Annotated in this window: 13 protein-coding genes; 4 read left to right on the plus strand and 9 right to left on the minus strand. The window is 65.3% G+C overall.

Annotated elements, in window-relative coordinates; all coding sequences use genetic code 11:
• Positions 1–123: 123 nt before the first annotated feature.
• From OK17_RS20425 to OK17_RS20460, 8 genes are all read right to left on the minus strand, one after another.
• On the minus strand, positions 124–1500 hold the full coding sequence (locus OK17_RS20425; RefSeq protein WP_232717178.1) for a glycosyltransferase: 1377 nt from the start codon (positions 1498–1500) through the stop codon (positions 124–126).
• The gene (locus tag OK17_RS20430; protein WP_269784901.1) at positions 1497–2270 is read right to left on the minus strand and encodes a glycosyltransferase family protein; all 774 of its coding nucleotides are present in this window, start codon (positions 2268–2270) and stop codon (positions 1497–1499) included. The genes OK17_RS20425 and OK17_RS20430 overlap by 4 nt, the downstream gene beginning before the upstream one ends.
• Positions 2271–2503: 233 nt before the next feature.
• On the minus strand, positions 2504–3448 hold the full coding sequence (locus tag OK17_RS20435) for a WcbI family polysaccharide biosynthesis putative acetyltransferase (RefSeq protein WP_461418563.1): 945 nt from the start codon (positions 3446–3448) through the stop codon (positions 2504–2506).
• Positions 3449–3693: 245 nt separating this feature from the next.
• On the minus strand, positions 3694–4440 hold the full coding sequence (locus OK17_RS20440) for a succinate dehydrogenase/fumarate reductase iron-sulfur subunit (RefSeq protein WP_461418565.1): 747 nt from the start codon (positions 4438–4440) through the stop codon (positions 3694–3696).
• A gap of 1 nt (position 4441) precedes the next feature.
• A complete protein-coding gene (locus OK17_RS20445) occupies positions 4442–6385 on the minus strand; it encodes a fumarate reductase/succinate dehydrogenase flavoprotein subunit (RefSeq protein ID WP_461418566.1) in 1944 nt (647 codons plus the stop codon).
• A gap of 58 nt (positions 6386–6443) precedes the next feature.
• A complete protein-coding gene (locus tag OK17_RS20450) occupies positions 6444–7268 on the minus strand; it encodes a hypothetical protein (RefSeq protein WP_232717170.1) in 825 nt (274 codons plus the stop codon).
• Positions 7265–7558 (minus strand): hypothetical protein, encoded by a 294-nt coding sequence (locus tag OK17_RS20455; RefSeq protein ID WP_232717168.1) that lies wholly within the window; start codon positions 7556–7558, stop codon positions 7265–7267. The genes OK17_RS20450 and OK17_RS20455 overlap by 4 nt, the downstream gene beginning before the upstream one ends.
• 113 nt (positions 7559–7671) lie before the next feature.
• Positions 7672–8325, minus strand: coding sequence for a TetR/AcrR family transcriptional regulator (locus OK17_RS20460; RefSeq protein ID WP_461418567.1), 654 nt, complete (start codon positions 8323–8325; stop codon positions 7672–7674).
• Between the two features lie 173 nt (positions 8326–8498).
• Here OK17_RS20460 and OK17_RS20465 point away from each other — a divergent pair, with 173 nt between their 5' ends.
• Genes OK17_RS20465 through OK17_RS20475 form a run of 3 tightly spaced genes read left to right on the plus strand, consistent with a single transcriptional unit; the run spans position 8499 to position 12031 of the window.
• Entirely contained in the window at positions 8499–9290 is a 792-nt protein-coding gene (locus OK17_RS20465; RefSeq protein WP_461418568.1) for an SDR family NAD(P)-dependent oxidoreductase, read from the plus strand.
• Between the two features lie 44 nt (positions 9291–9334).
• Complete coding sequence (locus OK17_RS20470) at positions 9335–10462, plus strand: DUF5938 domain-containing protein (RefSeq protein ID WP_461418569.1); 1128 nt, start codon at positions 9335–9337, stop codon at positions 10460–10462.
• A 15-nt stretch (positions 10463–10477) separates the two neighbouring features.
• Positions 10478–12031 carry an AMP-binding protein gene (locus OK17_RS20475; RefSeq protein ID WP_232717160.1) on the plus strand — a complete coding sequence of 518 codons (1554 nt, stop codon included), beginning with the start codon at positions 10478–10480 and terminating at the stop codon, positions 12029–12031.
• A gap of 32 nt (positions 12032–12063) precedes the next feature.
• Here OK17_RS20475 and OK17_RS20480 read toward each other — a convergent pair whose 3' ends face one another.
• Positions 12064–13044, minus strand: a complete 981-nt coding sequence (locus OK17_RS20480; RefSeq protein ID WP_461418571.1) for a glycoside hydrolase family 43 protein — start codon at positions 13042–13044, stop codon at positions 12064–12066.
• A 221-nt stretch (positions 13045–13265) separates the two neighbouring features.
• On the opposite strand from OK17_RS20480, the gene OK17_RS20485 reads away from it, so the two are divergent.
• The coding region (locus OK17_RS20485) for a nucleotidyltransferase family protein (protein ID WP_461418572.1) at positions 13266–13727 on the plus strand (462 nt) is incomplete at its 3' end.

The following is a 13727-nucleotide window of genomic DNA, read 5'->3' on the forward strand; positions in this document are numbered from 1 at the left end:
AAAATCCCAGGTCATCGGAACCCCACTTCCGAACCGGTCGACGTCGATCCCGAGATGCAGACTCCGATCGAAGTCTGCATGTCGAAGTGAGGCTCGCCGGTGCCAGTCACCGGCGGAACACGCTCACCAGGACAACGCCGGTTCGTCGTCGCCGACGACGATCCCGACCTCGCCGTGATGCACCGTCCGGGCCCCGAACAACCGGTCGAGCAGCTTGTCGGCGCCGATATCGGTGTGCGGCGCCCATCGTCGGACCCGGTGCCGCGCACGCGACGACGCGACCGTCACCGAGGCTGCCGGTGATCCGTCGAAGTCCACGGTCACCTGGCCGCAATCCCCCGGGCCGACCTGAGCCGTGAGCAGCGCGAGCGAGTCGGCGGAGAAGACCACGGTCCCGGCGACCTCGACGACGAACCTGCACCGCGTCAGCGTCGATGCGTCCGGATCACCGACCCGGATTCGCGAGTCGTGAACGCCCAGTCGGGTGAGCAGAGAGTCGGCCTGGGCGCCGACAAGCCAGACAGCAGCGTCCCTCCCGCGCAACGCGCCGGCGACGGTACGCATCAGCGATGCCGCGGTGTGTCCCGCGGTCGACACGAGCACCACGATGTCCGGGATCGAGTACAGCAGCCCGTCGGTCCGGGCCGCCGGATCGGTGATGAGCGGGGCGAGCGCGAGGGCTTCGGTGTTCTTCTCCGAGATCCGTTCGGGCACCGAACGTTCGGCCCAATCGGGACCATCGTGCCAGGCGAGGGCGTCGGGTTCGTGCGCGAACACGGCGCCCATCATGAAGGCCCGGTTCGCGAACTCCCAGTCCTCGCCGCCGTAATGGACGAACGACGGGTCGAATCCCCCGGCGTCGTCGAACAACTCACGGCTGCAGGTCATCACGGCACTGATGAGGTACTTGTACCCGTCCCAACCCGGGGTCAGAAGATTGGACGTGCGATCGTAGGCGTCCACCAGCCATTCGGGTTCGCAGTTGTGCGAGGGTTCGAATGGGCGTCGATCGGACAGCCACTCGGCCACCGAGTCCGGGGCGACGCGGCTCAGGTCGGCGTGTTTACGCCGCCCGACCACGAGTACATCGGGCGCCGCGGCGGGCAGCCTGATCGCCTGCTGGATGTAATCGGGTGTCGGAACCGTGTCCGCGTCGAGGAAACACAGGACCGAACCGCTCGACGCCGCGACGCCCAGATTGCGGGCGGCTGCCGCTCGAAAGCCCCTGTCCTCCTGCGTCACCACAGTGAGATCGAGTCGCGATGTCCACGCACTCACCTCCGGCGAGCACGCCGAGCCATCGTCGGCGACGATCACCTCCAGACGATCCGGTGGGTGGGTCTGGGCCGTCAATGCCTCGAGGACCAACGCGAGTTGGTGGGGTTGGTTGTAGTACGGAATCACGACACTCACCAGCGGTGTCGTCGGAGCCTCACCGACCAGATCCCAGCGGTTGTCAGGCACCACGGTCCGGCCGTCGCCGAGCCTGATGGCCTTCACGCAGTCCACCGCCGGAACAGTCGCTGGTGAGCCCGGCCGACATCGGCGGCCGTGGGTGACGGCGTCACCGCCGAATCGATCCAGGTGCTCGCGGTATTCGCGAACGCACTTTCGATGGCACTCCGCAGAGCGGCGTCGTTGTTCTCGTGCATCGTCAGCACACCCGGTGAACGCGCGGCGAGTTCGTCGGTGTAGGCGGTGCGCGGAACCAGTGGTCGGCGTCCGGCGGAGATCCAGGAGTTGATCGAACCGGATGCCGACATGTGCCGGTGATAGGCGACCGGAATCGTGACGGCAGTCGATGCCCGAAACAGTTCGTCATCGCTCAGGAACCCGGTGACCGTGCACCGCCTGCCCATGTCGGCGGCGACCTTGCCGAGATCGTCGGCCAGGTCCTCGTGGCCGGGTGACGGGGTGCCGAGGGCGACGAAGCCGATCGACGGATCGAGATCGGACATCGCCTGCAGCGTCTCCATGTGCCCCTTCCCGGGGTACAGGTAGCCGAGGACGCCAACCGTCAATTCCGCTGAGTCCGAGGGTTTGTCCACGCGGACAGTATCGAACATCAGTGGTATGACCTCGACGCCGATCGTCCCGTCGACGTATTCGGCGAAGAGCGACGCCTCGTGGTGACTCGACACGATCACACCTGTCGCGGCCCGCGCCACCGCGCGGAAGAAGTCGGCACGCGCCTGCATCCCGGGACCGTCCGAGGGTTGCGGCAGGTCATGCAGGGTCACCGAGACAGGCCGATCCAGTGCCGCGATCATGGCGAGCACGTTCTCCCGGGCTCGCCGTGGCGTGCGCCCGAAAAGGCAATCGGTCACGTGCACGTGCACGAGGGCGCACTCGTCCAGTCCCGCTGCGCCACCGGCACCGACTCTGTGAGTGTGCGATAGCCGATGATCCGCGTTCTCCGCCTTCACCGCATCGAAGACCGATTGCGCATATCGCACCACACCGTGTGACCGGGGTCCGACCAGAAGATGTCCGATCAATCCCGTCATGACAGGCCCAAGATCTCGATGAGGTCGGCGTATCGGTCCAGTACTGCATCGATGAACTCGGGATGGTCGGCGTACCAGCGCATCTGGCGACGGCGGACGTCATCCTCGGTCAGCACCGTACCGTCGACCTCCCACGACGTCCGCGGACTCGCGTCGAAACCCAGCGCGTCGATCACGCGTTGTTCCAGGGGCGCCCGGATGTTGCCGAGGAGGTCTCGTGAGGGTGGGACCGGCGCGGACGCCCCGAGCGAGTCGAGGATTCGGCCGCCAAGGGTGAGCAGCACCCGGTTCCCGGGGTGATTGATCGTGTGGGCGGCGTCGGCCCCGAGGTCGAGCAGTACGTCGGAGATCCCGACGTCACAGTGCCGACGCTCACGGATTTCGAGCTGGTCCACACTCCATCGCGCTGCATCCCGGATGCGTTCGGCGGTCACGTCGACGTCCCACTCGTCGAGGCCGCCGCGACCGGCTCTCACCGCGAGGACCGTCCGCAGATCGTGGTACGGAACTGCAGCGGGCACTGCGGACGGCTGCGCGGGATGTCGGGCGATCACCTGGAACGGGAACAGCCCGCCGTAGCGGATGACCGGCCAGACGATGACGGACGCCGACGGCGCCCGCGCGGCCAGGTCCGAGGTACCGATCGGAAATCCCCGGTACCCGGCACGCACCGGCTGGGAGACGATGATCGCGGCTCGACGGACGAGGTCCTCGACCTGCGCCACGTCAGCACTCTCGAGTTCGTGGACCGGTGGGACGCGAACGGTACGGAACGGAAGATCCGGAGAGCTGGACAGAACGATCCGCAACGCCTCGGCCTGGCAGTTTCCCCAGACGACGAGAAGCTTTCGGTCATCGTCCACCGGAGCATCGGTGACGCCGTAGAACTCGCCGTAGTGCAGGGTCCGACCGTCAACCGAAACGTCGTCACTCGTCCTCATATGAGCTCTGGATTACGTGCGGCAACGCGGTGGTTCACTGTCATCGAAGTACCGACTCCCTCCTGATGGGCCCCTGGTCGGTACCCCTACACACCTCGTATATCCGTTTCGCCCGCTGATGAATCATCGACCAGGTCACACCGGAGGCACGACGGTAGCGACGGCTCGTCGAGAGCCGTCGGCGGTGTCGATCGATCGGTGTCGGGGAGTGGACCCCAGAATCGCCGGGTGCGCGAAGGATGGCGCTACCGTCGGAAGAGTTTGTTCCCCAGCCAGACCAGCGGGTCGTACTTACGGTCGACGACCCGTTCCTTCATGGGGATGAGCGCGTTGTCGGTGATCTTGATGTCCTCCGGGCAGACGTCGGAGCAGCACTTGGTGATGTTGCAGAACCCCAGCCCGTGTTCGTTCTGAGCGGTATCCCGACGCTCGGCGGTGTCGAGGGGGTGCATGTCGAGCTCGGCGATCCGCATCAGATAGCGGGGGCCTGCGAAAGCTTCCTTGTTCTCCTCGTGGTCGCGGACGACATGGCAGGTGTTCTGGCAGAGGAAGCACTCGATGCATTTGCGGAACTCCTGCGAGCGCTGCACATCGACCTGCTTCATGCGGTACTCCCCCGGCCCCAGATCAGGTGGCGGGGCGAAGGCCGGGATCTCACGGGCTTTCTGGTAGTTGAACGAGACGTCGGTGACCAGGTCGCGGATCACCGGAAACGTGCGCATCGGGGTCACCGTGATGACCTCGTCCTCGGTGAACGTCGACATCCGGGTCATACAGAGCAGCTTCGGACGACCGTTCACCTCAGCCGAACAGGACCCGCACTTGCCGGCTTTGCAGTTCCAGCGGACGGCGAGGTCGGGCGCCTGGGTCGCCTGGAGACGGTGGACGATGTCGAGCACCACCTCACCGTCGTTGGCCTGCACCGTGTAGTCCTCGAGCCCACCGCCCTCGGTGTCGCCGCGCCACACTCGGAACTTCGCGTCGTATCCCATGTCAGTCCTCCGACTGTCCCTCGGCTCGCTCGCCTCCGGCGCCGGGATGACCGGCGATCTCGGCTGCGGTGTAGTACTTTTCGATCTCCTCGAACTCGAAGAGCTCCAACAGTTCCGGACGCATTGGCTCCTGCTCTTCCTTGACGACCTCGACCTCCGGTACCGGGGAGTCGGTACTCGTGTCGGCGGTACAGACCAGCAGGGTGTTGCGCCAGGCCGAATCCATCGACGGATGATCGTCTCGGGTGTGCCCGCCGCGACTCTCGGTGCGCATCAGTGCCGCCTTCGCGACACATTCGCTGACCAGCAGCATGTTCCGGAGGTCGATCGCCAGGTGCCACCCCGGGTTGAACTGCCGGTGACCCTCGACCTGCATGCCGCCGAGGCGGTTGCGGAGGTCGGAGAGCACGCGGAGTGCCTCCTGCATCTCCGCTTCCTTGCGGATGATGCCGACCAGGTCGTTCATCGCCTGCTGCAGGTCCATGTGCAGCGTGTAGGGGTTCTCCGGCTTGCCGTCGGCAGGCGGATCGAACGGCGAGAGTGCATATTTCGCCGCCCGGTCGATGTCGTCCTGCGCGATCTCGGGCCGATTGCCCAGCGACTCGACATACGACGCCGCGCCGAGCCCGGCTCGTCGACCGAACACCAGCAGGTCGGACAACGAGTTGCCGCCGAGCCGGTTCGACCCGTGCATACCGCCGGAACACTCGCCCGCGGCGAACAGGCCGGGCACCCGCGACGCCGCGGTGTCGGGGTCGACCTCGATCCCACCCATCACGTAATGGCAGGTCGGGCCGACCTCCATCGGTTCCTTCGTGATGTCCACGTCGGCGAGCTCTTTGAACTGGTGATGCATCGACGGCAGGCGCCGGATGATCTCCTCGGCCAGCATACGGGACGCGATGTCGAGGTAGACGCCACCGTGCTCGGTGCCGCGGCCGGCCTTGACCTCCTCGTTGATCGCGCGGGCGACCTCGTCGCGAGGGAGCAGATCCGGTGTGCGGCGGGCAGAGTCGTTGTCGGCGAGCCACTCGTCGGCTTCCTTCTCCGTCTCCGCATACTGGCCTTTGAACACCGGCGGGATGTAGTCGAACATGAACCGCTTGCCGTCGGTGTTCTTGAGGACGCCGCCGTCACCGCGGACGCCCTCGGTGACGAGAATGCCCTTCACGCTGGGCGGCCACACCATCCCGGTCGGGTGGAACTGGACGAACTCCATGTTGATCAGGCTCGCGCCGGCGCGTAGTGCGAGCGCGTGCCCGTCACCGGTGTACTCCCAGGAATTCGATGTGACCTTGAACGACTTACCGATACCGCCGGTGGCGACAACGACCGCAGGTGCCTCGAACACGATGAACCGGCCCGACTCACGCCAGTACCCGAACGCACCCGCGATGGCGTCGCCGTCCTTGAGCAGCTCGGTGATGGTGCATTCGGCGAACACCTTGATCCGGGACTCGTAGTCGCCGGTGGCCGCAAAATCCTCCTGCTGGAGCGACACGATCTTCTGCTGCATGGTCCGGATGAGTTCGAGCCCGGTCCGGTCGCCGACGTGGGCGAGGCGCGGATAGGTGTGGCCGCCGAAGTTGCGCTGGGCGATCCGACCATCGGCTGTCCGGTCGAACAGCGCCCCGTAGGTTTCCAGTTCCCACACCCGGTCGGGTGCTTCCTTGGCATGCAGTTCGGCCATGCGCCAGTTGTTCAGGAACTTACCGCCACGCATCGTGTCCTGGAAGTGGGTCGCCCAGTTGTCCTTCGCGTTCGCGTTGCCCATCGACGCCGCACATCCGCCCTCGGCCATCACAGTGTGCGCCTTGCCGAACAGCGACTTGCACACGACCGCGACCGAGTAACCCTTCTCGCGGGCCTCGATGACCGCCCGCAGGCCGGCACCACCCGCACCGATCACCACGACGTCGTACTTGTAGCGTTCCGGCTCGGTCATCTAGCGCGACTCCCAACGTTGAAAACGGTTGCACAACAGGCGTTGCGCCCTCAATCGATCAACCCACGAACCTCAGATCCGAGATCGTGCTACTGGCCACCAGCATGATGTAGAAATCGGTGAGCACGAGTGTGCCGAGCGTGATCCAGGCGAATTGCATGTGCCGGGTGTTCAGCTTGGAGACCTGGGTCCAGATCCAGTACCGCACGGGATGTTTCGAGAAATGCTTGAGCCGGCCGCCGGTCACGTGCCGACACGAATGGCAGGACACGGTGTAGATCCAGAGCAGGACCACGTTGACCACGAGGATCACGTTGCCCAGTCCCAGGCCGAAACCGCCGTCCTTGGCGTGGAACGAGACGATGACGTCGTAGGTGTTGATCACCGAGATGATCACGGCCGCATAGAAGAAGTACCGGTGCGAGTTCTGGATGATCAGCGGCAGGCGAGTCTCACCCGTGTATTTCGTGTGGGGCTCGGCGACCGCACATGCCGGCGGCGAAAGCCAGACCGACCGGTAGTAGGCCTTGCGGTAGTAGTAGCAGGTCAACCGGAACCCGAGCAGAAAGGGCAACGTGAGAAACGCCAACGGAATCCACATCGGGAGTTCCGGGAACGGCGTGCCGAAATGGCTCGACCCGGGGACGCACGACTCGCTCAGACACGGCGAGTAGAACGGCGTCAGGTAGTGATAATCCGCAACGTAGTAGGCGCTCCGGATGAACGACCGCACGGTCGCATAGATGACAAACGCCGCGAGACCGATCACCGTAAGCAACGGCGACAGCCACCATCGGTCCGTCCGGAGAGTGCGCGCCGTCAGGCGCGCCCGTCTCGGGGAGAAGACCCCGAGTGAATCCCGCTCAGCCGCGGGCGCGCTCACTTCGTCCGCTCACGCGAGTGGAACCCGAGCCCTTCGTCCTGGGCACCGAGCCACGCCGACTCGTCGGACTTGCTGTCCGGCACATAGACCCGGTCCTGCCCCGGCTTCTGCTGCGGCTTCAACTTCGGCGGATTCTGCTCGAAGTCGTGCAGATCGATGTCGAGTCGATCGAGGTCGTTGACCATTCGGCGGACACTGTCGGCGTCACCGTAGCGAGCCTTCAGGGTCACCAGCTGATGGCGCAGCGCCTGAATGCTGTGATGGATTGCGTTGATCTCTGCATTTATCATGGCGATCCCTCCGGCCACTATGTGATGTTCCACACAGTACCGCCCGAGTATGGATCGTCAACGCTTTTCGTCGAACGTGTCGCGCGACGAGGAACCGAGGCCGTGGACGCCGATCAGCTGTCGTCGGGCCGCGCGACCGTCGTGGCCAGCAGTTCCTTCGCCTGAGCCCGAAGGGTCTCCGGTATCGCCTCGCCGCCGGCGCAGTACCTCACCAGACAGTTCTCGAAGAGCCCGTCGAATCGTGTGTACGCACCGAACTCGGTGACCACCGGAGCGCGACCCACGAGTTCCGAGTAGGCGAGGACAACCCGCCAGATCATCGCCTCGAGCTGGCGGTCGAGGTCGATCACGGTGTCGCGCAAGGCTTCCTCGAACATCGATTGGGTGCGCAGGTCATACCAGAGCCGATGCATCGGGGCTTCGCCGACGAGGGTCGCCGCCATCGCCCCGGCGAATGCCTCCGCGAGTTCTTCGGGCGTGGTCGCCGGCGCGATCGCATCGTCGTATCGACGGACGCACTTCTCCTTGTATCGACGCACCCCGAACGTGATGAGCTCGACCTTGTCCGCGAAGTAGTAGTGCAGCAGACCGTGGGTGAACTCGGTCTTCTGGGCTATCTCGCGCAGGCTCGTGCGGGCGTACCCCAGCTCACCGAGGGTCACGAGGGTCGCGTCGGCGAGTTCACCGCGACGCTTCTCGAACTTGTCGACATGACTGATGCGCTTGGGCGAAACCACGCCCGGTCCCGGGACGGCGGGATCAGTCATCCCCACACCCCCTCCACTCGGCCTCACAGCAAACGCCACGCCGTTGACCTTAGCCAACGGCGTTTTGACAAGTGTCCAAATTTCTCTTGACAACTGTCAAGGGCAGCGGCACGCTGAGTTCGTCGAGTGATCCCCATCACATCCGTAGTGAGACCCATCGCGAAGGAGCCCGAATGACCTCGATCGACCTGTCCGGCCGGAAGGCACTCGTCACCGGCGGTGCCCAAGGACTCGGCGAAGGAATGGCACGCGCGCTGGCGGCGGCGGGTGCGACGGTGATGATCGCCGACGTCTCCGACGGCGGGAAAGATGTCGCTGCATCACTCGGTGCAGATCATGGGTTCACCCGACTCGATGTCACCGACGACGCCAACTGGGCGTCGGCGATCGACGCGACCGTCTCATCTATCGGCGGCCTGGACATCCTCGTGAACAACGCCGGCATCGAGATCACCAGCCTGCTCGTCGACGTCGAGCCCGACGCGATCAGGAAGATGCTCGACGTCAACATTCTCGGCACCACCCTCGGGATCAAACACGGGCTGCGGGCGATGCGCCCCGACGGTTCGGCCGGTCAGGGTGGCGCCATCATCAACGTCGCATCGGTCGCCGCGACCATCGCCTTCCCGGGCATTGCGGTCTATTCGGCGACCAAGTCCGCCGTCGACCGACTCACCCGCGTCGCCGCGATGGAGTCGGGCAAGCTCGGCTACGGCGTGCGCGTGAACTGCATCTACCCGGGACTCGTCCCGACCGCGATGGGCGCAGGGTTGGCCAACGATGTCGCCGAGCTCGGTCTGTTCGAATCCCCCGAGGCCGCAGTGGCAGGGGTCGTCGAACTCACCCCGGGCGGACGCCTCGGACAGGTCGACGACATGGCCGATGCGGTCGTCTTCCTCGCCTCCGACGCCGCGAAGTTCATCACCGGAGCCGGACTCCCGGTGGACGGCGGGATGGGCATGTAGTCCGTTTCCGGCCAACCATCCACTCCCCCAGAAAGGTCTCGCCCATGCCCGCCAAGCCCGCCATCGTCTACGGCGCCTCCGGATACACCGGCCGCCTCATCTGTGAGTACCTGCGCGAATACAACGTCCCGTTCCTCGCCGCCGGGCGTAGCAAGACCAAACTCGACGACGCGATGGCCGCGCACGTGCCGGGTATCGAGACCGCCGACTTCGAGATCGCCGAGGTGGAGCACACCGTGGAGGCTCTCACCGAGCTGTTCCGGGGCGCCTCGGTGGTCTGCAACACCGTCGGACCGTTCTCGACCTACGGCCATGAGGTCGTGCAGGCCTGTCTTGCCGCCGGCGTCCACTACCTGGACACCACCGGCGAGCAGGACTGGCTCATCAGTCTGGACGAGAAGTACGGCGCAGACTTCGCCGCGGCCGGCCTGCTGCTGTGTCCCGGGTTGGCCCAGATGTACACGACCGGTGAGATTGCCGCTCAGATCTGTTTGGAGACCCCGGGTCTGGACACTCTCGACATCGCGGTGTTCTGGGGTGGCAGCCCGACGATCGCGTCGACCCAGACCATCCTCGTCAACGCGGCGATGGCGAAGGCGTACTACCTCGAGCAGAACAACTACGTCGAATGGGATCCGGAAGCGGGCCTCTACACCCTCGCGATCCCGGGGCAACACGAACTCGCACTTGCCCTTCCGTGGGGCGGAACGTCGCACCCGGTGTGGTTCAGACGCGATCCGCGCGTGGCCAATGTCCGCGCACTCGGCGGCGTCTTCAACAAGCCGTTGATGGAGGGCGTGCCGCAGATCGTCGCGGGCGCCCTGGAAGCCACCAAGGACATGGCGCCCGACGAACGCCTGGTCGCACTGCAGGAGGTCGCGGCATCGGTCATGAGCGAGATGCCGCCCCGCGAGTACACGCGCATCAACCGGTCGGTGGATTCGGTGCACGCGACCGGTCCGCTCGGGCGGGCGCACACGGTCATCTACGGCAACTGCAACTACAAGCAGACGGGACTCCTGCAGGCGTATGCGGCGTATTCGCTGATCCAGAAGGCGCCGCTGGCCACCGGATTGGCTTCCGGATGCCAGGCCTTCGGTCACCGCGAACTGTTCGGCGTACTCAAGGCTTTCGGCTTCGTGCAGGATCCGATCACCACCATCAACGCGTAGGCACGCGGGGTCGGCATGCAGATCGCAGACTTCCTCGACAAGGGCGCGTCGCTCGACCCGTCGGCGCCCTGCTTCACCACCGACGGGGTGTCGTTGACATACGCGGAGGTGGTCGATCTGTCGCGGCTGGTCGCGTCCGCCCTGGCACGACGCGGCGTCGGCCCCGGCGACAAGGTCGCCGTCCTGTCCGCGAACGATCCGACGGCGTTCGGTTCGGTGTTCGGCATCAGCCGTGCGGGTGCGGTCTGGTGTCCGATCAACCCGCGCAACGAGGCGGCCGAGAACCGCACGCTGCTCGACAGATTCGACTGCGTGGCCCTGCTTTATCAGAAGTCGTTCGAGCCGCTCGTGGAGTCCATCCGCGACACGCTGCCTCGAATCCACACGTGGGTGTGCTTCGACGACGACGCTCCGGCGTCGGACACGTTGTCGTGGACGGAATTCATCGACACCGCAGGCGAACCCGTTTCCGGGGGCGGTGTCCCGGTGGCCGCGGTCGACGACCTGGCGATGATCGCGGGCACCGGAGGCACCACCGGCACTCCGAAAGGCGTGATGCTCACCGGGGTCAACCTGGAGACGATGACGTCGCTGACGTTGATGAGCTATCCGTTCGACGGTCGTCCCGTCTATCTGGCGTTGGCTCCCCTCACCCACGCGGCCGGCGTCCTGTGTTTCCCGATCCTGTGCCTGGGCGGCGAGATCGTCATCATGCGAAAGCCCGATGTCGAGGATTTCTTGTCACTTCTGGAGCGACACCGGGTGACACACACCTTCCTGCCACCCACCCTGCTGTACATGGTGCTCGCCTCCCCGTCGCTCGAGCACACGGACTGCTCTGCGCTGCAATGTTTCTGGTACGGCGCCGCGCCGATGTCACCGGCACGGCTGGAGGAGGCCCTGACCCGCATCGGACCGGTGATGGCGCAACTCTTCGGGCAGACCGAGGCACCGATGATGGTGTCCACGATGTCCCCGGCCGATCACTTCCGCCAGGACGGTTCGGTTGCGACCGAACGACTCTCGTCGGCGGGACGACCGACACCCCTGGTCACCCTCGCCATCATGGACACCAACGGCAACCACCTGCCCCGCGGCGAACGAGGCGAGATCGTCATCCGGTCGTCGCTGGTCACGCCTGGCTACTACCAGAACGCGGAGGCCACAGCCGAGGCGTCGAAGTTCGGCTGGCACCACACCGGCGACATCGGCTACCTCGACGACGACGGCTTCCTGTTCATCGTCGACCGCGCCAAGGACATGATCATCACCGGCGGCTTCAACGTGTATTCGGTAGAGGTCGAACAGGCGCTGCTGGCGCACCCCGACATCCAGGACTGCGCGGTCATCGGCCGCCCGGACGAGAAGTGGGGAGAGCGGGTCGAGGCAGTCGTCCAAGCTCGCGCCGGGCAGGCCGTCGACCCTCAGGAAGTGATCGCCTTCGTCAAGGCCCGCATCGGCAGCGTCAAGACACCCAAGGTGGTGCACGTCTGGCCGGATCTCCCGCGGTCGAAGGTCGGGAAGGTGCTCAAACCCGAGGTGAAGTCGCAGTTGTCGGAAGGCGCCTGACCGGCAGCCGGACCGAGAGCTTCTCGGCAGATCTAGACCGGCTCACGGATAACGCCGAAGTGCCGCACGGAGCCGGACAGTCCGGGTAGCTCCTTCAACGGCGTCCACGACCAGAGGCCGTCCCGGCTGTCGGAGTAGAAGTACCGCCGGTCCCGGTAGGCGTCGAGGTAGAGCCGCCAGTTCCCGTTCGGCAGTTTCACCACGGCCGAGCCCTCGACCAGGCGGCCCCACGGCCCCGGCCGGACGAATCGGTACGGCCCCAGCAGCGACCCGGATACCGCATGCTCGATGACCTTCTTGGTCTCGTTCTTGGTGAAGGCGTGGTAGGTCCCGCCGACCTTGACGATCGTGGTGTCGATGCGGTCGGCACGGAGACCGAGAATCGGCACGGGCGGACTCCACAGCCGGAGTCCCGGCTCGAGCGCGGTCATGAGGTACGGCACGAACCCGCCACCGGTCGACATCGACAGGATCACGTGCACCCGACCGCCCTCGACGAACCATTCCGGGGCCCAAGCTTTGGTGGTGAACGGCGACAACGACGGCCCGTCACTGGAACCGGCCGACCCGAAGCTCAGTGAACCGGCCGACGAGCCCGAACCGTCGCCGGTGCCGGGCAGGAAAGCGCAGCACAGCGGCACCGGGTAGTTGTGCATGAAGTTCCAGTTGACGCGGTCGCGACTCCGCGCAAAGCCGATCGTCGTCGAACCGGTGGTGTAGGTGACGTAGTACCACCCGTCCGGGCTGCGGTAGATGCTCGGATCACGCACCAGACCCGACGGTGGTCGATACGCCCCGAATCGGAGGGCTTTGAACCGGGTCGCATCCGAGGACTGGAAGACGTCCATGTGACTGGCGCTGGTGTTGGAGAACGCCACCATCGTGTACCGCCAGTTCGGCGCGGCATCGGCGGTACCGGGGGTCGCGACCAGTAACGCCGACAACGCGAGAACCGCGACAGCTAGGGCACCGATCCTGGTCCGGGTAGCGAGGATTCGCCGGGGCAACAACATTGGAGCAGTATCCGCGAAAGACACTGCTGCACGCATGTAAATGCCCGATACCCGACGCCGATGCCCTTTTCCCACCGGGCGCCCATCGTCGAAAGCGGCCCACTACACGACGCCACCGACAATCCTCGGACTCCACACCGAGGCCGAAACCTTCTGCGTGGCAGAGATATTGGGTGTATATTCGAACGTATATTCGCACAGCGAGATCGGGGGTGACCGTCATGACCAGTTTCGCATCGACCGGCGATGTCGACGAGACCTCCCCTGCCCGGATGCCCGTACTGCTTGACGAACTCGACACGATCGTCGACAAGCTCCAGAACGCAGGCTTCAGCCGGCTGTCCGATGCCGAGGTCGACGATGCCGGCGTTCGCATCGAACGAGCCATCGCCCGACTCACTTACACCGGCAACCAGCAGATCGTGGAAGCCGACCAACGCGACCTACCGCGTAAGTCCGGATACCGCAGCGTGATCGACTACATGAAGTTCCGACTGCGCATGGCCTACCCGGGTAAGCGGCTCAAACAAACCCGGGCCACCGCGACCTACCCCGACTTCACCACCGGCCAACCTCTCGAACCCACACACCCGGCCCTGGCCGAGGCGTTCGCCGACGGTCGCGTCGGAACCGCCCACGTGCACGCCGTTCTCGACGTCCTCGACCAGATCCCCCACGCCGTC

It is taken from the genome of Gordonia sp. GN26 (assembly GCF_054823965.1).

Excerpts from the sequence above, each read along its gene's own strand:
- OK17_RS20430 (WP_269784901.1), bottom strand. The coding sequence starts at position 2,270 with ATGATCGCGGCACTGGATCGGCCTGTCTCGGTGACCCTGCATGACCTG.
- OK17_RS20435 (WP_461418563.1), bottom strand. The coding sequence starts at position 3,448 with ATGAGGACGAGTGACGACGTTTCGGTTGACGGTCGGACCCTGCACTAC.
- OK17_RS20440 (WP_461418565.1), bottom strand. The coding sequence starts at position 4,440 with ATGGGATACGACGCGAAGTTCCGAGTGTGGCGCGGCGACACCGAGGGC.
- OK17_RS20445 (WP_461418566.1), bottom strand. The coding sequence starts at position 6,385 with ATGACCGAGCCGGAACGCTACAAGTACGACGTCGTGGTGATCGGTGCG.
- OK17_RS20455 (WP_232717168.1), bottom strand. The coding sequence starts at position 7,558 with ATGATAAATGCAGAGATCAACGCAATCCATCACAGCATTCAGGCGCTG.
- OK17_RS20460 (WP_461418567.1), bottom strand. The coding sequence starts at position 8,325 with ATGACTGATCCCGCCGTCCCGGGACCGGGCGTGGTTTCGCCCAAGCGC.
- OK17_RS20465 (WP_461418568.1), top strand. The coding sequence starts at position 8,499 with ATGACCTCGATCGACCTGTCCGGCCGGAAGGCACTCGTCACCGGCGGT.
- OK17_RS20470 (WP_461418569.1), top strand. The coding sequence starts at position 9,335 with ATGCCCGCCAAGCCCGCCATCGTCTACGGCGCCTCCGGATACACCGGC.
- OK17_RS20475 (WP_232717160.1), top strand. The coding sequence starts at position 10,478 with ATGCAGATCGCAGACTTCCTCGACAAGGGCGCGTCGCTCGACCCGTCG.
- OK17_RS20480 (WP_461418571.1), bottom strand. The coding sequence starts at position 13,044 with ATGTTGTTGCCCCGGCGAATCCTCGCTACCCGGACCAGGATCGGTGCC.